Source organism: Pantoea sp. ICBG 1758, assembly GCF_002928325.1.
In the GTDB taxonomy this organism is placed as follows: Bacteria; Pseudomonadota; Gammaproteobacteria; order Enterobacterales; family Enterobacteriaceae; genus Pantoea; species Pantoea eucrina.
Genome location: NZ_POWL01000002.1, coordinates 356,403 through 375,777 on the forward strand (window position 1 = coordinate 356,403; position 19,375 = coordinate 375,777).

At 58.4% G+C, this 19,375-nt stretch carries 16 protein-coding genes; 12 read left to right on the top strand and 4 right to left on the bottom strand.

Translation table 11 applies throughout. From position 1 onward, the window contains the following. Positions 1-361 precede the first annotated feature (361 nt). Positions 362-1,363: an HTH-type transcriptional regulator GalR gene (gene galR / locus C1Y41_RS11215; RefSeq protein ID WP_039379986.1), complete on the bottom strand. Its 1,002-nt coding sequence runs from the start codon at positions 1,361-1,363 to the stop codon at positions 362-364. Between the two features lie 194 nt (positions 1,364-1,557). On the opposite strand from galR, the gene C1Y41_RS11220 reads away from it, so the two are divergent. The 4 genes from C1Y41_RS11220 to lplT all read left to right on the top strand — a co-directional run bounded on the left by C1Y41_RS11220 (position 1,558) and on the right by lplT (position 9,529). After that, positions 1,558-3,831, top strand: coding sequence for a molybdopterin guanine dinucleotide-containing S/N-oxide reductase (locus tag C1Y41_RS11220; RefSeq protein WP_039379984.1), 2,274 nt, complete (start codon positions 1,558-1,560; stop codon positions 3,829-3,831). A gap of 274 nt (positions 3,832-4,105) precedes the next feature. Next, positions 4,106-5,836, top strand: a complete 1,731-nt coding sequence (locus C1Y41_RS11225; RefSeq protein WP_071668559.1) for a penicillin-binding transpeptidase domain-containing protein — start codon at positions 4,106-4,108, stop codon at positions 5,834-5,836. 346 nt (positions 5,837-6,182) lie between these two features. After that, on the top strand, positions 6,183-8,333 hold the full coding sequence (gene aas / locus C1Y41_RS11230; RefSeq protein ID WP_104085480.1) for a bifunctional acyl-ACP--phospholipid O-acyltransferase/long-chain-fatty-acid--ACP ligase: 2,151 nt from the start codon (positions 6,183-6,185) through the stop codon (positions 8,331-8,333). After that, positions 8,330-9,529, top strand: coding sequence for a lysophospholipid transporter LplT (gene lplT, locus C1Y41_RS11235; RefSeq protein ID WP_104085481.1), 1,200 nt, complete (start codon positions 8,330-8,332; stop codon positions 9,527-9,529). Before aas ends, lplT begins: the two co-directional genes overlap by 4 nt. A 311-nt stretch (positions 9,530-9,840) precedes the next feature. Here lplT and C1Y41_RS11245 read toward each other — a convergent pair whose 3' ends face one another. The 3 genes from C1Y41_RS11245 to mutH form a co-directional block, all read right to left on the bottom strand. Further along, a complete protein-coding gene (locus C1Y41_RS11245) occupies positions 9,841-10,881 on the bottom strand; it encodes an NADP(H)-dependent aldo-keto reductase (protein ID WP_039379975.1) in 1,041 nt (346 codons plus the stop codon). 143 nt (positions 10,882-11,024) lie between these two features. Beyond that, entirely contained in the window at positions 11,025-11,243 is a 219-nt protein-coding gene (locus tag C1Y41_RS11250; RefSeq protein WP_039379973.1) for a YgdI/YgdR family lipoprotein, read from the bottom strand. 226 nt (positions 11,244-11,469) lie between these two features. Further along, positions 11,470-12,156 (bottom strand): DNA mismatch repair endonuclease MutH, encoded by a 687-nt coding sequence (mutH, locus tag C1Y41_RS11255; protein ID WP_039379971.1) that lies wholly within the window; start codon positions 12,154-12,156, stop codon positions 11,470-11,472. Between the two features lie 685 nt (positions 12,157-12,841). On the opposite strand from mutH, the gene rppH reads away from it, so the two are divergent. The 8 genes from rppH to C1Y41_RS11295 all read left to right on the top strand — a co-directional run bounded on the left by rppH (position 12,842) and on the right by C1Y41_RS11295 (position 19,351). After that, positions 12,842-13,372: an RNA pyrophosphohydrolase gene (gene rppH / locus C1Y41_RS11260; protein WP_039379969.1), complete on the top strand. Its 531-nt coding sequence runs from the start codon at positions 12,842-12,844 to the stop codon at positions 13,370-13,372. 12 nt (positions 13,373-13,384) lie between these two features. After that, positions 13,385-15,631, top strand: coding sequence for a phosphoenolpyruvate--protein phosphotransferase (gene ptsP / locus C1Y41_RS11265; protein ID WP_104085483.1), 2,247 nt, complete (start codon positions 13,385-13,387; stop codon positions 15,629-15,631). A 112-nt stretch (positions 15,632-15,743) separates the two neighbouring features. Next, the gene (lgt, locus tag C1Y41_RS11270) at positions 15,744-16,625 is read left to right on the top strand and encodes a prolipoprotein diacylglyceryl transferase (RefSeq protein ID WP_039379964.1); all 882 of its coding nucleotides are present in this window, start codon (positions 15,744-15,746) and stop codon (positions 16,623-16,625) included. Further along, complete coding sequence (gene thyA / locus C1Y41_RS11275; protein ID WP_039379962.1) at positions 16,622-17,416, top strand: thymidylate synthase; 795 nt, start codon at positions 16,622-16,624, stop codon at positions 17,414-17,416. Before lgt ends, thyA begins: the two co-directional genes overlap by 4 nt. Before the next feature lie 190 nt (positions 17,417-17,606). Continuing rightward, positions 17,607-18,077 (top strand): prepilin-type N-terminal cleavage/methylation domain-containing protein, encoded by a 471-nt coding sequence (locus C1Y41_RS11280; protein WP_039379959.1) that lies wholly within the window; start codon positions 17,607-17,609, stop codon positions 18,075-18,077. Continuing rightward, positions 18,068-18,607: a prepilin peptidase-dependent protein gene (locus C1Y41_RS11285; RefSeq protein ID WP_039379955.1), complete on the top strand. Its 540-nt coding sequence runs from the start codon at positions 18,068-18,070 to the stop codon at positions 18,605-18,607. Before C1Y41_RS11280 ends, C1Y41_RS11285 begins: the two co-directional genes overlap by 10 nt. After that, complete coding sequence (locus C1Y41_RS11290; RefSeq protein ID WP_104085484.1) at positions 18,604-19,032, top strand: DUF2509 family protein; 429 nt, start codon at positions 18,604-18,606, stop codon at positions 19,030-19,032. The genes C1Y41_RS11285 and C1Y41_RS11290 overlap by 4 nt, the downstream gene beginning before the upstream one ends. Before the next feature lie 22 nt (positions 19,033-19,054). Then, entirely contained in the window at positions 19,055-19,351 is a 297-nt protein-coding gene (locus C1Y41_RS11295) for a prepilin-type N-terminal cleavage/methylation domain-containing protein (protein ID WP_104085485.1), read from the top strand. Positions 19,352-19,375 lie beyond the last annotated feature (24 nt).

Consider the following 19,375-nt stretch of genomic DNA (forward strand, 5'->3'; position numbering starts at 1 on the left):
CTCACCGCGGCCTTTCGCCGACGTCCTGTCGGCTCATCCCGGAACCGTGCCCTCCCTCGGCGGACCCGGATGGCGCTTCCCGCTGCTGCTGCTTTTTTTCTCTTCAACAAGTGTCTTATGGCTGAAGGTTCTGTAGAGAAGCCTCAGCGCACACCAAACCAAATTTAAAAAAAGAAACGAAGAACTTGCAGGCGGGGAGGGGGGCGCTATCCGCAGCGCCGGGCGCGGATTGCTAAGGGTCGCGCCCACCCGCCCCTTAGCCCGTCCGCGTGCGGGAATGCCGCTGAAACTGCCAGAAGCCAGGCGGGCGGAACCCCTCCGGTGCCGCGCGCTGCTTAGCGCAAAGCTCCCGGCGCATCACTTATCCAGGCCCACCCACTGAGTGACGCCGCACCAGCGTCGGACTGAACATATTAGTGACTTCAGGCAGCTCGCTGCCGTGCGCCAGCGCCAGCGCCAGCTGTGCCGCCTGCTGCGCCATAGTGACAATAGGATAGCGCACGGTAGTAAGGCGCGGACGCACGTAACGTGACACCAGCACATCATCAAACCCGATGAGCGACATCTCCTCTGGTACGCGGATGCCGTTATCACTTAGCACCGCCAGCGCGCCAGCAGCCATCGAGTCGTTATAGCAGGCGACGGCCGTCAGAGACTTGCCGCGGCCCAGCAGCTCCGTCATCGCCTGCTCACCGCCTGTTTCATCAGGCTCACCCCAGGCCACCAGGCGGTCGTTACAGGGCAGGCCGTGTTCCCGCAGCGCATCGTAATAGCCCTGCAGGCGATCCTCTGCATCAGAAATGGTGTGCGTGGAGCAGATAAAAGCGATGTGCGTATGGCCCTGCTGAATAAGATGCCGGGTGGCGAGCCAGGCGCCATAGCGATCGTCAAGCGCAATACAGCGTGACTCAAAGCCCGGGATCAGCCGGTTCAGCAGCACCATACCCGGCACCTGACGCATCAGCATCTCCAGATCGTCTGCCGGAATTTTCTTGGCATGCACCACCAGCGCCGCGCAGCGATGGCGCATCAGCTGCTCAATCGCCTGCCGCTCTTTTTGTTCATTATGGTAACCGTTACCAATCAGCAGAAAGTTGCCGGTCTCGCCTGCCACTTCATCCACCGCTTTTACCATCGCGCCAAAAAAAGGGTCGGATACATCACCCACCACCAGCCCCAGCGTTTCAGTAGATTGCTGTGCCAGCGCGCGCGCATTGGCGTTAGGGTGATACTGCAGCTGCTCCATCGCCTGGGTTACCGCGAGGCGTGAACCTTCGCTGGCTTTGGGAGAGTTATTGATAACACGGGAAACGGTCGCAACCGACACCCCGGCCATACGGGCAACATCCTTTATGGTAGCCATGCAATTATCGACATCCAGGGAAAACGTTTACACATCGCATCAGTGTTACGGAAAAGCCCCTGGGCCGCAAGCGATCAGAATGCCAGCGTTGTCGCAAAAGCGCGGAAAATCAGCCGCTCACAGGCAGGCTTCTGGCGGAGTGCAGCCTCATGCTATGCTGCCGCGCATTCTCTGTTTATCTGCCGGACACTCTCATGAAAACACGCGTGCCGCACCTGGCGCACTGGGGCGCTTTTACCGCCGTGACGGAAGATGGTCGCCTGACAGGCTGCGAACCTTTCTTTGCCGATACCGATCCTTCACCGATGATCCACACCATCCCCGAGCTGGTTTACTCCGACAGGCGTATCCGCCAGCCAATGGTGCGCCGCTCGTGGCTGAAATCGCGCGAGAACAGCGATCGCACCCTGCGCGGGCGTGAAGACTTTGTGCCGGTCAGCTGGGATACCGCGCTCGATCTGGTCGCAGAAGAGAACCGCCGCGTACGCGAGCGCTACGGGGCAGCCGGCATCTTTACCGGCTCATACGGCTGGTCCTCGGCCGGACGGGTCAACCATGCGCGGACGCTGGTGCGGCGTTTCTATTTTCAGGGCGGCGGCGGGGTCGATCAGCAGGGCAACTACAGCTGGGGCGCCGCCCAGTTCTTCCTGCCCTATGTGATTGGCACTTACATGCCGCTGACCGGGCGCGTAACCGACTGGCCGCAGGTGGTGGAGCATGCGGAGATTTTTGTCGCCTTTGGTGGCCTGGCGTTGAAAAATGCGCAGGTCGCGTCCGGCGGAGCGGGGCAGCACAGCCTGAAGCCGGCGCTGGAGCAGCTGCGCGCCAGGGGCACTCCGGTAATCAACATCAGCCCGCAGCGCGATGACTGTCCGGCGTGGCTAAACGCCGAATGGATCCCGATTCGCCCCAATACCGATGTCGCGCTGATGCTGGCGCTGGGCTATGAGATCCTGCGCAACGGCGCCACTGACGACACCTTCCTCGCCACGCACTGCACCGGCTGGCCGCAGCTGCGCGCTTACCTGCTGGGCGAAAGCGACGGCGTGGCAAAAACCGCAGCCTGGGCGAGCGCCATTACCGCTATTCCGGCCGCACGTATTGCACAGCTGGCACAGCAGCTGGCGGGCAGGCGCAGCTTTATGACCAGCGCTTACTCCGTGCAGCGCGCCCACCGCGGTGAGCAGCCCTACTGGATGATGATTGCGCTCTCCTGCATGCTGGGTCAGCCGGGCCTGCCGGGCGCAGGCTTCTCATTCGGGCATGGCTCAATGAACAGCGTAGGCAATCCGCGTCAGGAGGGACCGGCGCCGATGATGAGCACCGGGCCTAATCCGGCCAATCTGGCGATTCCGGTAGCGCGCATCAGCGACATGCTGCTGCAGCCAGGCGAACCTTACGACTTCTGCGGTGAGACGCTGCACTATCCTGATATCCATCTGGTGCACTGGGCGGGCGGTAATCCGTTTCATCATCACCAGCAGCTTAACCGGCTGGTCGCCGGCTGGCAGCGACCCGATACGGTGATTGTGCAGGATATTGTCTGGACGCCTGCGGCGCAGATGGCGGACATTGTGCTGCCGGTGACAACCACGCTGGAGCGCAACGATATTGGCGGATCGTCGCGCGATCGCTTTGTGCTGGCGATGCACCAGGCAGTCAGGCCACAGCATCAGGCACGCAACGACTTCGATATTTTTGCTGACATCGCCGATCGCCTCGGTTATCGCGACCGCTTCACGGAAGGGCGCAACGAGATGCAGTGGATTGAGCATCTTTATCAGCAGTGCGCACAGGCACATGCGCGGCGCGGTATCGCTTTCCCGGCCTTCAGTGAGTTCTGGGAGCGCGGGTTTGTGGAGATCCCCGAGGGCGGGAAACCCTATATCTTTATGGAGGAGTTTCGCGCCGATCCGCAGGCGCATCCCATCGCCACCGCCAGCGGCAAAATTGAGCTCTTTTGCCAGACCATTGCGGACTATCAGCTGGATGACTTCGCGGGTCATCCCACCTGGTGTGAGCCGCAGGAGTGGCTGGGTGCGCCGCTGAGCAGCGACTATCCGCTGCATATGATCTCAGTGCAGCCTGCCGACCGGCTGCACAGCCAGCTGGATGCAACCCCTGCCGTTCAGGCCAATAAAACTGCCGGGCATGAGACGCTGTCGATGCATCCGCAGGATGCCGCGCAGCGCGGCATTGCCGACGGGGAGGTGGTTGAGGTAAGCAATGCGCGCGGCCGTATGCTGGCCGGCGTGCGCCTGACCGACGGCGTCGCGCCGGGCGTACTGATTATCGCGACCGGTGCATGGTTCGATCCCGGCTTTGGCGGCACGTGGCAGCCGTGGGATCGCGCCGGCAACCCGAACGTACTGACGCTGGATATCGGGACCTCTTCCCTGACGCAGGGACCGAACGCCATGAGCTGCCTGGTCGAAGTCAGAAAACATCACGGTTGCACAAACCACTAACAATCTCACCGCTGGTTACATTTTGCGGGCAACTGTTGCGTTTAAGCAGGTGCAGGGCTGTCAGCTGGCTTGCTACAGTCAGGGTCCCAGAGGTATTGATGGGTGAACATCAAAACGTTTTCTTGATTACACCAACCTGCGCAGATGCGCAGGTTTTTTTTGTCCGTCATCTCTGCAAATAACTGAAACACAGTTTTCCTGTCAACTTACCAGGCCTTTCTTTATAACAGCCGATAACCAGTCTGGATAACGACTCTCACCGCAGCGGAATGCTATGCCTCCGATTAAAAAATTTCTGGGTAAAGACCAGATTAAAGCCCCGTTTAACCCGTTTCGTTTTCGTCTGATCTGTCTGGGCGTGCTGACCTGTATGGGACTGCTGCTCGCCCGCGTCGGCGATCTGCAGCTGATCAACCATCCGATGCTGGAGCATGAAGCGGATCAGCGCTCGCTGCGCACCGTTACGCTGCCCACGAATCGCGGCACGCTGCTGGATCGCGACGGCCAGGCGCTGGCGCTGAGCGTACCGTCGCGCGACATCATTGCCGATCCTAAACGGGTGCTGGAGGCGAATCCCGACTTCAGCAGTGCAAAGTGGGGCTATCTGGCGGCGGCGCTCAGCATGCGGCCGGAAGATCTGCAGGCGCAGATTACGGCTAACCCGAAAAAGCGGTTTCTCTATCTGGGACGTAAGATTGAGCTGGGGATCGCCAAAGATATCGCCAAACTGCACCTGAAAGGGATCAGCTCGGTCTATAACGACAGCCGGTTTTATCCGATGAGTGAAGCGGCTGCGCCGCTGATTGGCATTGTGGGAGCTGACAGCAACGGGCTTAACGGGCTGGAGAAAGGGTTTGATCGGGTGCTGCAGGGCGAGCCAGGCAAAGAGGTCTATCGCCAAGATGGCGAGGGCAATATCATTTCGATGATCGATTATGAGCCGCCGAAGCAGCCGCCCACGGTGCAGCTCAGCATCGACAAGTTTGATCAGTTTACCCTCTACAGCAGGCTGCGCGACGGCGTGCTGCTGAACAAAGCGGACTCCGGCGCCGCGGTGCTGGTGAAGATCGATACCGGTGAAATTCTGGCAATGGCATCGTATCCCTCATTCAACCCGAATAATTTCGACAAGGCGACACCCGCGCAGATGCGTAACGTCGCCATCAATGACAGCTTTGAACCCGGCTCAACGGTCAAACCGCTGGTAGTGATGGAGGGTCTGGAGCGCCATCTGGTGAGGCCTGACTCGGTGATTGATACCACCCCCTACAGCGTCAATGGCCATCTTATCCGCGACGTCGGCCACTGGCCGCGTCTCACCATGACCGGCATTTTGCAAAAATCGAGTGATATCGGCGTATCGCATATTGCGCTGGCGATGCCGGCGGAAGCGCTGGTCAACACCTATCAGGCATTTGGTCTCGGCAAGCCTACCGGACTGGGATTAACCGGTGAGAGCGTGGGCTACTTTCCGCTGCATCGCGAGCGCTGGGCGGACATTGAACGTGCAACCTTCTCCTTTGGTTACGGCCTGCGCGTGACGCCGCTGCAGATTGCGCGCGAATATGCCACGCTGGGCTCGTTTGGCGTTTATCGTCCGCTGTCGATAACCAAAGTCACGCCACCGGTGCTGGGCAAACAGGTAGCCAATCCGCAGATTGTACAGACCGTGGTGCATATGCTGGAGAGTGACGTGCTGCCGGGCGGCACCGGTATCAAGGCTGCGGTACCAGGTTATCGCCTGGCGACCAAAACCGGTACCGCAGAGAAGATGGGCAGCAGCGGCAAATATGATGGCGGTTACGTGAACTATACCGCCGGGATCGCGCCAGCCAGCCATCCGGAGGTGGCGCTGGTAGTGATGATCAACCATCCGACCGCGGGCGATCACTTCGGCGGCTCGGTGGCCGCGCCCATCTTCGGCAATATTATGGGACCGGTGCTGAAGCACATGAACATTGCGCCGGATGCGCTTTACAGCAAGCCACCGTCAGATAAATCCTAGCTAAATCAAAATGTAACCAGCAGGATGCGCTGTTCATACCTGGTTGCATTTCGCTGAATACGGTTGCGTTTAGCCGCTGTTATTTCGCAGGGTGCTGCGCGACGATAGCGATCCCAGAGGTATGATTGGTGTGAAGATCGGCTGCTGCGGCAGCGATACCTGCACTGCAGGTATAACCCTGTTCGGTTGCACCGACCCACGCAGACGCGTGGGTTTTTTTTATCTTTTTTTTGCGGCCCCGCATCGCTGTTTGTCAGGGACTCCGCTTTAATTCTGCTCTGTACTTGTCGCCGCCCGGCAAATCCTGCAAGGTAATTACCATTTTTGACCTTGCTAAGGAGCTGGCATGCTATTTACCCTTTTGCGCACTCTCTGTCGCCTGTTATGGCGCGTGGAGCTGCGCGGCGATCTTACGGCGCTGCATAAAGAGAAAGTGCTGATCGCGCCTAATCATATGTCCTTTCTGGATGGCGTGCTGGTGGCGCTGTTTTTACCGATCAGGCCGGTATTTGCGGTCTATTCTGCTATCAGCACCCGCTGGTATATGCGCCTGCTGAAACCGATTATCGACTTTGTGCCGCTCGATCCCACTAAGCCGATGTCGATCAAACATCTGGTTCGCATGATTAACACCGGCCGCCCGGTGGTGATTTTTCCGGAAGGTCGTATCACCGTGACCGGGTCGCTGATGAAGATCTACAGCGGTGCCGGCTTTGTGGCGGCGAAATCGGGCGCGACGGTGGTGCCGATGCGCATTGAGGGAGCGGAGTATACGCCGTTTGGCCGTCTTGGCGGGGTGTTTAAGCGCCGCCTGTTTCCCCGGATTACGCTGAGCGTGCTGCCAGCGACCCATATTCCGATGCCGGAGGCGAAACGCGCCCGCGACCGGCGCGTGCTGGCAGGTGAACACCTGCACCATATTATGATGGAAGCGCGCATGGCGGTGCGCCCGCGCGAAACGCTCTACGAAGCTTTTCTCAGCGCGCGTACCCGCTACGGACTGACCAAAGCCTGTATTGAAGATGTGAATTTTCAGCCGGACAGCTACACCGGGCTGCTGAAAAAGGCGCTCGGGGTGGGACGTATTCTTGAGCGCTACAGCCGGCAGGGAGAATATATTGGTCTGCTGCTGCCTAATGCTACCGTGACTGCTGCAGCGATCCTCGGTGCATCCATGCGCGGGCGCGTCCCGGCCATGCTCAACTATACGGCTGGCGTCAGCGGCATGCGTGCCGCGCTGACCGCCTCGCAGGTAAAAACCGTGTTTACCTCACGCCAGTTTCTGGAAAAAGGCAACCTGTGGCATCTGCCGCAGGGGCTGACTGAAGTCGAATGGATTTACCTCGAAGATCTTAAAGAGACGGTAACGCTGCAGGATAAGCTATGGATCCTTGGCCATCTGCTGCTGCCGCGCCGGGCACAGCTGGCGCAGCATCCGGAAGAGGCGGCGATGGTGCTGTTTACCTCTGGTTCGGAAGGCCATCCTAAAGGGGTGGTGCATTCTCATAAGAGCCTGCTGGCTAACGTGGAGCAGATCCGCACCGTGGCCGACTTTACGCCGCGCGATCGCTTTATGTCAGCGCTGCCGCTGTTTCACGCCTTCGGCCTGACGGTGGGCCTCTTCACGCCGCTGCTCACCGGGGCGCAGGTTTTCCTCTATCCCAGTCCGCTGCACTATCGCATCGTGCCGGAGCTGGTTTATGACCGCAACTGCACCGTTCTGTTCGGTACGTCAACGTTTCTGGGTAACTACGCACGCTTCGCCAGCCCCTATGATTTTGCCCGTTTGCGCTACGTGGTAGCCGGTGCGGAGAAGCTGCAGGAAGGCACGCGCCAGCTCTATATGGAGAAATACGGTATTCGTATTCTTGAGGGCTATGGCGTCACCGAGTGCGCGCCGGTTGTGGCGATCAACGTGCCGATGGCTGCCCGCACGCATACCGTTGGCCGTCTGCTGCCCGGCATGGATTCCCGTCTGATTTCAGTGCCGGGCATTGAGCAGGGTGGCCGGCTGCAGCTGCGCGGCCCGAATATCATGAATGGCTATCTGCGTGTTGACGCGCCCGGCGTGCTGGAACCGCCCGTGGCGGACAACGGCGAAGGTGTGATGGAGGCGGGCTGGTATGATACCGGTGATATTGTCAGTTTCGATGAAGGCGGTTTTTGTCAGATTCAGGGCCGGGCGAAGCGCTTTGCCAAGATAGCCGGTGAGATGGTGTCGCTGGAGAGCGTTGAACAAATTGCGCTGAAAGCCTCCGGTGAAAAACAGCATGCCGCCTCGCTGCGTCCGGACGGTAATCGCGGCGAAGCGCTGGTGCTGTTTACCACCGACAGCGAGCTGACGCGCGAGCAGCTGCTGCAGGCGGCGCGTGAAACCGGTGCGCCAGAGCTGGCGGTGCCGCGCGATATCCGCGTCATGAAACAGCTGCCGATGCTCGGCAGCGGTAAGCCAGACTACGTCAGCCTGAAGCAGCTGGCGGAAGAGGAGAGAGCATGAGCCAGCATGGGGAGGCCCGCGCTCCGCTGCTGTCGCGCGGTATGATTGCCGTGATCGTGGCGCAGTTTTTTTCCGCTTTTGGTGATAACGCGCTGCTGTTTGCCACGCTGGCAGTGCTGAAAAATCAGTTCTACCCCGACTGGAGCCAGCCGGTCCTGCAGATGCTGTTTGTCGCCACCTATATTCTGCTGGCGCCGTTTGTCGGGCAGATGGCCGACAGCTTCGCCAAAGGACGGGTGATGATGCTGGCGAATAGTCTGAAGCTGCTGGGTGCGCTGACCATCTGTTTCGGCTTTAATCCGTTTCTCGGCTATACGCTGGTGGGCATCGGCGCGGCCGCTTACTCGCCGGCGAAGTATGGCATTCTGACGGAAATCACCAGCGGTGAACGTCTGGTGAAAGCCAACGGGCTGATGGAGGCATCGACCATCGCGGCCATTCTGCTCGGTTCGGTAGCGGGCGGGATACTGGCGGACTGGCATCTGCTGATGGCGCTGGCCGCCTGTGCGCTGACCTACGCGCTGGCGGTCGTCGCCAATCTCTTCATTCCCCGCCTCAGCGCGGCGCGTCCCGGTCAGAGCTGGCATGCGCTCAGGATGCTGCGCAGCTTCAGCGGTGCAGCACGCCAGCTGTGGCATAACGGCGAGACGCGTTTTTCCCTGCTGGGTACCAGTCTGTTCTGGGGAGCAGGGGTCACACTGCGTTTCCTGCTGGTGCTCTGGGTGCCGGTGGCCTTAGGCATTACCGATAACAAAACGCCCACCACCCTCAACGCCATGGTAGCGATAGGAATTGTACTGGGCGCGGCGGCGGCGGCTAAGCTGGTGACGCTGCAGACGGTGCGGCGCTGTATGCCGGCAGGGGTGCTGATAGGAGTGATGGTGGTGCTGTTTTCGCTGCAAACCACGCTGCTGAACGCTTATCTCCTGCTGATGGCGATCGGCGCCCTGGGCGGTTTTTTTGTGGTGCCGCTCAACGCACTGCTGCAGGAGCGCGGTAAGGCGAGCGTGGGTTCAGGTAATGCAATTGCCGTGCAGAACCTCGGCGAGAATAGCGCCATGCTGCTGATGCTGGGTCTCTATACCCTGGCGATTAAGCTCGGTGCCCCGGCGATTGCCACCGGCACAGGCTTTGGCATAGCATTTGCCGCCGCAATCGCGCTGCTGTGGTGGAAATCGCGTCCCGTATCCCCGTAGGGGTCGCATTTATGCGACCCTGGTGCATTCAAAGGGCGTCATTAATGACGCCCCTACGAATTCCCATCGCATGATTCAAAATTCCCGCAGGGGTCGTATTCATGCGACCCTGGTGCATTCACAGGGCGTCATTAATGACGCCCCTGCGAATTCCCATCGCATGATTCAACATTCCCGTAGGGGTCGCATTTATGCGACCCTGGCGTATGTATCGATGCACCTGCGTTTATACGATTTCACCGCAATCAAAAAGGGCGTCATTAATGACGCCCTTGCGTTAATCTCCGCCGTATTCATATAACCCTGAAAAATTACGGTGCGGGATAGGTATACTGCCGGTGGATGGTTTCCAGCGCTTCCAGCACATCGGCGTTCAGCGTCAGATTAAAACTCTCCACATTCGTTTTCAGCTGCTCCAGCGTGGTCGCGCCCAGCAGGGTACTGGCAACGAACGGCTGCTGGCGCACATAGGCGAGGGCCATTTGCGATGGATCCAGATTATGCTGCTTTGCCAGGTCGACATAGGCGGCGATCGCCTGTTGCGACTGCTCACTGCTGTAACGGGTAAAGCGGCTGAACAGCGTGTTGCGGGCGCCAGCGGGCTTCGCGCCATTCAGGTACTTGCCGCTCAGAGTACCAAATGCGAGGCTTGAGTAAGCCAGCAGCTCCACGCCTTCATGCTGACTAATCTCGGCCAGCCCAACCTCAAAGCTACGGTTCAGCAGACTGTAAGGGTTCTGAATCGTCACAATCCGCGGCAGCTCATGTTTTTCAGCCAGCTGCAGATAGCGCATTACGCCCCAGGCGGTCTCATTCGAAACGCCAATGTAGCGGATCTTACCGGCGCGCACCTGTTCGGTCAGCGCTTCCAGCGTCTCCAGCAGGGTCACGGTCGCGGTACTTTCGCTGTACTCGTAGCCGAGCTTGCCAAAGTAGTTAGTCTGGCGCTGCGGCCAGTGCAGCTGATAAAGATCGAGGTAGTCGGTATTCAGACGCTTCAGGCTGGCATCCAGCGCCTCGCGAATGTTTTTGCGATCGAGCGCCTGATGCGGGCGGATCAGCGCGTCGCTGCCGCGAACCGGCCCGGCGACTTTGCTGGCGAGGATCACTTTATCGCGGCTGCCGCGCTTTTTCAGCCAGCTGCCAATGTATTGTTCAGTTAATCCCTGGGTTTCAGGACGCGGCGGAACCGGGTACATCTCTGCGGTATCGATCAGATTGATGCCCTGGCTCACAGCGTAATCGAGTTGTTCGTGGGCGTCGGCTTCGCTGTTTTGCTCACCAAACGTCATCGTGCCTAGCCCCAGTTGACTGACTTCCAGCGTACTATGGGGGATACGGTGATAATGCATTGCCGGCTTCCTTTTTTCATTATGAAACGGAATGTTCTGTCCTTTCGGACTATAGCCTGTCTGACACAGAGGAAGGAAGAGGGGAAACTCCGGGAAATCGCCTGCACGGAGGAAAACGCCGTGCAGGCCGGGTAATCTGGCACTTAACGTTCAATGATGGTGGAAACTTCATCACCGTTGATCTGCATAACGTGACCCTGCCGATCGGTGTACTCAACCAGGCCGGTCTCTTTATCGATCGAGGGCTTGCCCTCGGTCATAATCATCTGGCCATCTTTTGTTGCCATCACATAGTCACTACTGCAACCGCTCAGCACTGACGCTGCCAGCAGTAAACCCGCTACACCCGCTAACCCTTTCATTATCCGCTCCCTGAGCTGCTCCAACTGCAAAAGTGTAGTAATAAATGCTTTTACCTGACGAAGTAATCGCATGATTCTTAAAAAAGCGAGAGATAGCGTGCATTAGCTTGACAAGCAGGCACGTTTCCTGCTGGTTGCTCAGCACCTGAAGAGTGTAACGTTAGCTGGCGGACGCTGGCAAAACCAGACGTCGGAAAATGTGCGGTATAAGAGAGCGTGTAGTGAATTACAGTAAAAAATGGCGCGCCAGCAGCGCAGCCGTAAAGTGCTTTTTAAGATAGAAGCCGCGCGGCAGCGTCATAATGCGTTCACCATGCTCACCTACGGCTTCCGTCAGCGCCCGGTTGTTGGCTGCTTTGGGACGGATTTGCAGCCAGGCGCCGTGGCGGGCGGTAATACGCTCGACCTGCCCCAGCACAATCATATCCATCAGCTCCTCCCAGTCGGCGCGCAGCTGCTGCTCCTCTTCTGCGTCTGGCTGCCAGAGCAGGGGCGTACCCACCCGACGCTCAGCCAGTGGGATCGTGCGCTCGCCCTCAACCGGGATCCACAATACCCGCGCCAGCTTATGGCGCACATGGCTTGACGCCCAGGTCACGCCGCTGTTACCCGTCAGCGGCGCCACACAGACAAAGGTGGTCTCCAGTGGCCTGCCCTGAGCATCAACCGGAATGGTTTTAAGCTCGATACCCAAATGCGCAAAATCCTGCTCCGCTTTACTGCCGGCGCTGGCACCCAGGTGCAGCTCCAGCAGCATGCCGACCCAGCCTTTATCGCGTTTAAGATTATCAGGTACCGGCAGGTTAAGCCGGGCTGCCAGGGTTTCCAGCCGCTCTCCGGCCAGCTGATGCGCACGCTGCAGCAACTCTTCTTCACTTATCGGGGAACCGGGCAAAGGATCGTGAAATGTCATGATCAATATCTGAGTTGGTTAAAAAATAATCAGTTTGCGGGCGGGCAGGTTGTCCACATCGCCTCTTTCTGAACGGGCGTCATAATAGCATGATTCACACTGCTTTTTTGAATGACTGCAGCAGCAGGTACGGTTCAGAGAGACAGTTTATCCCGATTTGTCCGCCACAATAAACAGGATATCAGTGTAAGTTATCCACAGATAAATGGGATAAGCCCGTCCTGAGCCGATTCCTGTTTCTATTTACAGGGCCTGCTGAACCGCAATGCGCGATTTTTTTGCATCATCTGACCAGGTTTAGGGCATTCCTTGTGGATAAAAACAACGACGGTTGTTTTTTAATCACACGTCTCTCTTTGTCTGACCCGCGCTAAAAAAAGCCTTTCGGGCTGACACCATTTTTTTAATTAAGCTATTAATTATAATAATATATTTATCAGGATAAGAATCCTCTGTTTTGCGCTGGCGTTAAACTGTCTGCAGTTAATTACCGCGTTCTGCACAAAGCTATCCACAGAAAAAGTGCATAAGATCGCACAACAGGCAGGGTAACTGTTTATAAGTTAAGTCATCTCTGTGGGTTAACTCTTTTTTATTCTGCGGAGGTCCGGCTTATCCAGTGGTTTACCGCCTGTAAGGAGTGTGAAACAATCAGACCATTCAAATTAAGCTTTGAGGTAGTCCAGTGATCGATGATGATGGCTACCGCCCGAATGTTGGTATCGTAATCTGCAACAGGCAGGGGCAAGTGTTATGGGCCAGGCGCTTTGGACAGCACTCCTGGCAGTTTCCTCAGGGAGGCATCAATCCGGGTGAAACCGCAGAGCAGGCGATGTATCGCGAACTGTTCGAAGAAGTGGGTTTACACCGCAAAGATGTTCGAATACTTGCTTCAACCCGTAACTGGTTACGTTACAAGTTGCCTAAACGTTTGGTGCGTTGGGATACAAAGCCGGTCTGTATCGGCCAGAAACAGAAGTGGTTTCTTCTGCAGTTGATGTGTAATGACGCGGATATCAATGTGCAACACAGCAGCACACCCGAGTTTGATGGCTGGCGCTGGGTGAGCTTCTGGTATCCGGTACGTCAGGTGGTCTCCTTCAAGCGCGATGTTTACCGGCGCGTCATGAAAGAGTTTGCTGGCGTGGTAATGTCGATGCAGGAGAGTGTGGGGCAGCGCAATAACCCTGTTGCCCACCGTCGTAAAAGAGGATAGGCCACGCCCCTTATGCTCACTCAGTTGCGCGAAATAGTAGAAAAAGTGGCGGGTGCACCGCGTCTGAATGAAGCACTCGACATTCTGGTTAACGAAATCTGCCTGGCGATGGAGACCGAGGTCTGCTCGGTTTACCTCGCCGATCACGATCGACACTGCTACTACCTGATGGCGACCCGCGGTCTGAAAAAACCGCGCGGCCGTACGATCGCACTGGCGTTTGATGAAGGCATTGTCGGCCTGGTTGGCCGGCTTGCTGAACCCATTAACCTGGCCGATGCGCAGAGTCACCCCAGCTTTAAATATATTCCTGCCGTTAAAGAAGAGCGTTATCGCTCTTTCCTGGGTGTACCTATTATCAGTCGTCGCCAGCTACTGGGCGTGCTGGTGGTGCAGCAGCGCGAACACCGTCAGTTTGATGAGAGTGAAGAGTCATTTCTGGTGACGCTCGCCACGCAAATGGCGGGGCTGCTCTCACAGTCACAGCTCGGCCAGCTATTTGGCCAGTTCCGGCAAACCCGTGTTAAAGCGATTGCCGCCTCTCCGGGCGTGGCGGTGGCGATCGGCTGGGTGGATGAAACACAGCCGCTGCTGGATCAGGTTTCTGCCGCATCAACCCTTGATCCCCAGCGCGAGCGCGAGCGGCTGGTGGTGGCGATGGGGGAAGCGGGCAATGAATTCCGCCGTTTCAGTAAACGCTTTGCGGCCGGCGTGCAGAAAGAGAGCGCGGCAATCTTCGATCTCTACTCGCATCTGCTGACCGATGCGCGGCTGAAAAAAGATCTGTTTGCGGAGATCGAGCGCGGATCGGTGGCTGAGTGGGCGGTGAAAACCGTGATCGAAAAGTTTGCGGCGCAGTTTGCCAGCCTGCAGGATCACTATCTGCGCGAACGGGCTGGCGATCTACGGGTGCTGGGGCAGCGGCTGCTGTTTCATCTTGATGATACGCTGGTGGGAACCAACGCCTGGCCGGAGCGCTTTGTGCTGGTGGCCGATGAGCTGACGGCCACGACGCTGGCCGAGCTGCCGCATGAGCGGCTGGCAGGCGTGGTCGTGCGCGACGGCGCCGCTAACTCGCATGCGGCGATCCTGACGCGGGCGATGGGGATCCCGACCGTGATGGGTGCCGATATCCTGCCGGTGCAACTCAACAAGCGGCAGCTGATCGTTGATGGCTATCGCGGGGAAGTCCTGATCGATCCTGAGCCGGTGCTGGTACAGGAGTATCAGCGTTTGATCAGCGAAGAGAACGCGCTGAGCAAAATGGCGGAAGGCGTGGTGGATCAGCCCGGTGAGTTGAAAAGCGGGGAGCGGGTGCAGGTCATGCTTAATGCCGGTCTTAGCCCGGAGCATGAGCAGGCGCTGGACAGCTGGGTCGATGGCATCGGCCTTTATCGTACTGAGATCCCGTTTATGCTGCAAAGCGGCTTCCCGTCAGAAGAGGAGCAGGTGGCGCAGTACCAGGGCATGCTGCAGCTGTTTTACGATAAGCCGGTCACGCTGCGCACGCTGGACGTCGGCGCGGACAAACAGCTGCCCTATATGCCAATCAGCGAAGAGAATCCGTGTCTTGGCTGGCGCGGTATTCGCCTGACGCTCGATCAGCCGGAGATCTTCCTGGTCCAGGTGCGGGCCATGCTGCGCGCTAACGTCGCCTCCGGAAACCTCAATATTCTGCTGCCGATGATCAGCCATATTGATGAGATCGATGACGCGCGCCGGCTGATCGAGCGCGCCGGACGTGAAGTGGAGGAGGTACTGGGCTATCCCATTCCCCGGCCGCGTATCGGCGTTATGATCGAAGTGCCCTCAATGCTGTTTATGATCCCGCATCTGGCCAGCCGCGTTGATTTTATCTCGGTCGGCACCAACGATCTGACGCAGTATCTGCTGGCGGTGGATCGCAATAACACCCGGGTCGCAAACCTCTACGATCCGCTGCATCCCGCCATGCTGCGCGCGCTGCATACCATTGCGCGTGAAGCCCGGGAAGCCAAACTTGAGCTCTGCCTGTGTGGTGAAATGGCGGGCGATCCCATGTGTGTCGCGCTGCTGGTCGGGCTTGGCTATCATCATCTCAGCATGAACGGCAAAAATATTCCGCGGGTGAAGTACCTGTTGCGACATCTGGATCGGGAGGAAGTACAGAAGCTAAGCCAGCAGGGCATTGCAGCGCATACCGCTTCGGAAGTGCGTCATCTGGTTGCGGCATTTATGGAGCGTCGCGGTCTGGGTGGACTGATTCGCGGCGGTCGTTAACGGTTTACATTTCTGCGGAAACTGTGAAAAGCGGCTGTGCTATGATGCGCAGCCTTTTATTGTCTGGCCCTTTAGCCACGCCCGCGTTGGGCAGAAAAATCGATGGTGAATAATGAATAACGGCTACATTTCATTTCCCCAATTCGATCCGGTGATCTTCTCAATCGGACCGATTTCGCTTCACTGGTACGGCCTGATGTATCTGGTGGGCTTTGTTTTTGCCATGTGGCTTGCGGTGCGCCGCGCCAACAAGCCCGGTAGCGGCTGGACGAAAGACGAAGTGGAAAACCTGCTTTATGCCGGATTCCTCGGCGTCTTTCTCGGTGGTCGTATCGGCTATGTGCTGTTTTACAATCTGCCGCTGTTTCTGGAAAACCCGCTCTACCTGTTCAAGGTCTGGGATGGCGGCATGTCCTTCCACGGTGGCCTTATCGGCGTGATTGTGGTCATGCTGATTTTTGCCCGTCGCACGAAACGTACCTTCTTCCAGGTGTCTGACTTCATTGCGCCGCTGATCCCGTTTGGTCTTGGCGCGGGTCGCCTCGGTAACTTTATCAATGGCGAACTGTGGGGCCGCGTGGCGCCCGATTTTAAATTCGCGATGCTCTTTCCGGGATCGCGCAGTGAAGATCTCGCGCTGGCGGTGAATAACCCGCAGTATCAGCAGCTGCTGAATACCTATGGCGTACTGCCCCGTCACGCCTCCCAGCTCTATGAGCTGTGTCTGGAAGGCGTGGTGCTGTTTCTTATTCTCAACCTGTTTATTCGCAAACCGCGTCCAATGGGCAGTGTCTCCGGACTGTTCCTGATTGGTTACGGCGCGTTTCGCATTATTGTCGAGTTTTTCCGTCAGCCGGATGCGCAGCTGGGGCTGTTTGAAGGCGGTATCAGCATGGGGCAGATCCTCTCTGTGCCGATGATTCTGGCGGGCATTATCATGATGGTCTGGGCGTATCGTCGTCGTCCGCAGCAACAAACCCGAGAGGTAAAATGAAACAGTATCTGGAACTGATGCAGCATGTGCTGAATGAAGGCGCAGAAAAGGCCGACCGTACCGGTACCGGCACGCTTTCCATTTTTGGCCACCAGATGCGTTTCAATCTGCAGGAAGGCTTCCCGCTGGTCACCACCAAAAAAGTGCACCTGCGCTCTATCATTCACGAGCTGCTGTGGTTCCTGAAAGGGGAAACCAACATTCAGTATCTGAAAGAGAACAAGGTCACCATCTGGGATGAGTGGGCGGATGAAAACGGAGATTTAGGTCCGGTCTACGGCAAGCAGTGGCGCAGCTGGGGCAGCGCCTCTGGCGCAGAGATCGATCAGATAAGCAGAGTCATTGAGCAGCTGAAACGCGATCCGGACTCACGCCGCATTATTGTCTCAGCCTGGAACGTGGGCGAGCTGGATCAGATGGCGCTGGCTCCGTGCCACGCCTTTTTCCAGTTCTACGTCGCGAACGGCAAACTCTCCTGCCAGCTCTATCAGCGTTCGTGCGATATCTTCCTCGGCCTGCCGTTTAATATCGCCAGCTATGCGCTGCTGGTGCATATGGTCGCGCAGCAGTGCGATCTGGAAGTGGGTGATTTTGTCTGGACCGGTGGCGATACCCACCTTTACAGCAACCATCTGGAGCAGGCTTGCCTGCAGCTGACGCGCGAACCACGTCCGCTGCCGAAGCTGGTGATTAAGCGTAAGCCAGCCTCAATTTTCGACTATCAGTTCGAGGATTTTGAGGTAGAAGGCTACGATCCCCATCCTGCCATCAAGGCCCCTGTGGCAGTCTGATCTGCTCCCGAACGCCCCTGAGCCCTGCCGCTGTGCAGGGCTTTTTTTTTGCCTGTCAGGCCACGTTTTTCTGACGCTGCCGCACAAAAAAATGGTTCTCTCTGTAGCGGCTGAAGCACGTCTGTGAGCCCCTCCTGACCGCACAATTGTCACGCTTGTAGCGCTGCTGCGCTGACGGCAGAGTGACGTCATGAACAGAGATAATCATCACGGATTTACCCTGCCGGAACTGCTGATCGTCATGCTCATCGCAGGCGTACTGGGCGGCGGGGCGATACAGGGGTGGCAGCGGTGGCAGCAGCAGCAGCAGCTACGCGAAAGTGTGCTGCAGCTGCAGGCGTTTTTGCTGCAGCTGCGTGCGCATGCGGGCTGGCATAATCGCGAGCTAAAGCTCTGGCTGCAGCCGGGTCAGGGTGGCTGTCTCGGTACCGGCCCCGTACCGCCTGCAGGCTGCACGACGCCCTCGCGCTGGTGGTTCACGCCACCGTATGCAGGCATACACCTCAGCGCACTGACGGGCGAACCCGGTTTTTACGGGCGCAGAGACGTAGCGCGCGCCGGTAGCGTGGAAATAACGAGCGCTGCCGGGCGCTGGCGCGCAATCATCTCTGCCCGCGCGCGTGTTCGTCTCTGCCAGCCGGAAGCAGCGACGTGCGGGTAGCTCAGGCCGGGTTCAGCCTGCTGGAAACGCTGATTGCGCTGGCGATAAGCGCCATGCTGATGCTCAGCCTGGGGCGCTTTCTGCCGCTGCTGCTGGAACAGAATCTGCGGCTGCAGCAGCGGGTACAGCTGCAGCAGGAGCTGGAGCAGATAGCCGGCATGCTGGAAAAAGCGCTGCGCCGGGCGGGCTACTGCCGGGGAACCTGCAGCGGTGCGCCACTGACGCTGGCAAACAGCGGCAGCTGTGTGCTGCTGCGCTGGGATGAGAACAGCAACGGTCGCTGGGAGGGAGCGGGGCATAGCGACAGTGATTACTACGGCTATCGTCTGCGTAGCGGGCAGCTGGAGATGCAGCGCGGCGTTGAGGCGTGTCACGGTAGCGGCTGGGAGCGCATCACCGATCCCGCATTTATGCTGCTGGAACGTTTTCAGGTCAGCCGCCAGCAGCGCTACCTGCGGCTGGAGCTGGCGGCACGTGCAGGTCAGCAGCAGGTCACGCTGGTACGCGTTATCGAAGGCATCAATCTGTGAACCAGCGGGGCAACAGTACGCTCGGCATGGTCATGATGCTGCTGCTGCTGGGAGGCGTAACGCTGCATGCGACCCGCCAGCAGCTGAGCCGCAGCATGGTGCTGGTTGCCGATACGCAGCACTACTTTCAGCATCACAGCCAGGCGCAGGCGGCGCTGCGCTGGGGAGTGCAGCAGCAGTGGTCGCCGGCTGAAGGCTGGCAGTGTCAGCAGTGGACAACCGCGCAGTGGCAGAGCTGTCTGCTGCGCAGGGAGGAAGGGCATGGCTTGTTATCCGCGCGCCAGGCAGGCAGCGCACTCTGGCTCTACCGCTGGGTTGAACTTCGTGGAGCGCGCGTGCTGGCCTTGCCGCACGGCTGGATTGACTTCTGCCCGCTGGCCGCGCCGGAGGCGTGTCCGGGAGAGGCAGTTACAGCGGGGATTTAGCCTCGCCGAGGCGCTGGTGGGCATGCTGCTGCTGGCGCTGAGCATCTCGACGCTGCTGCACTATCAGCGTGCGCTGACGCTGGGGTTCAGCCAGCAGTGGCAGCAGCGACAGGCGTGGCAGGTTGCGCAGCAGGCGTTGCTGGGTCATGACACAGCGGGCTGGCGCACGCAGCGCCAGCAGCAGATTCTGCCAGGTAGCTGCACGCTGGAGCGGGTGACCGTGACCGGCCCGCATCAGCGCACGGCCGTGCTGGCACGGCTGAAATGTCACGAAGATGACCAGATTAATAGGCATCTCCGCCGTTTAAGGGTAGAGTGACCAGGCTGTAGGGTACTGCTTTGT

Excerpts from the sequence above, each read along its gene's own strand:
- lplT (WP_104085481.1), top strand. The coding sequence starts at position 8,330 with ATGAGCCAGCATGGGGAGGCCCGCGCTCCGCTGCTGTCGCGCGGTATG.
- thyA (WP_039379962.1), top strand. The coding sequence starts at position 16,622 with ATGAAACAGTATCTGGAACTGATGCAGCATGTGCTGAATGAAGGCGCA.
- C1Y41_RS11280 (WP_039379959.1), top strand. The coding sequence starts at position 17,607 with ATGAACAGAGATAATCATCACGGATTTACCCTGCCGGAACTGCTGATC.
- ptsP (WP_104085483.1), top strand. The coding sequence starts at position 13,385 with ATGCTCACTCAGTTGCGCGAAATAGTAGAAAAAGTGGCGGGTGCACCG.
- C1Y41_RS11250 (WP_039379973.1), bottom strand. The coding sequence starts at position 11,243 with ATGAAAGGGTTAGCGGGTGTAGCGGGTTTACTGCTGGCAGCGTCAGTG.
- C1Y41_RS11245 (WP_039379975.1), bottom strand. The coding sequence starts at position 10,881 with ATGCATTATCACCGTATCCCCCATAGTACGCTGGAAGTCAGTCAACTG.
- C1Y41_RS11220 (WP_039379984.1), top strand. The coding sequence starts at position 1,558 with ATGAAAACACGCGTGCCGCACCTGGCGCACTGGGGCGCTTTTACCGCC.
- aas (WP_104085480.1), top strand. The coding sequence starts at position 6,183 with ATGCTATTTACCCTTTTGCGCACTCTCTGTCGCCTGTTATGGCGCGTG.
- lgt (WP_039379964.1), top strand. The coding sequence starts at position 15,744 with ATGAATAACGGCTACATTTCATTTCCCCAATTCGATCCGGTGATCTTC.
- C1Y41_RS11295 (WP_104085485.1), top strand. The coding sequence starts at position 19,055 with ATGCTGCTGCTGGCGCTGAGCATCTCGACGCTGCTGCACTATCAGCGT.
- mutH (WP_039379971.1), bottom strand. The coding sequence starts at position 12,156 with ATGACATTTCACGATCCTTTGCCCGGTTCCCCGATAAGTGAAGAAGAG.
- C1Y41_RS11225 (WP_071668559.1), top strand. The coding sequence starts at position 4,106 with ATGCCTCCGATTAAAAAATTTCTGGGTAAAGACCAGATTAAAGCCCCG.
- galR (WP_039379986.1), bottom strand. The coding sequence starts at position 1,363 with ATGGCTACCATAAAGGATGTTGCCCGTATGGCCGGGGTGTCGGTTGCG.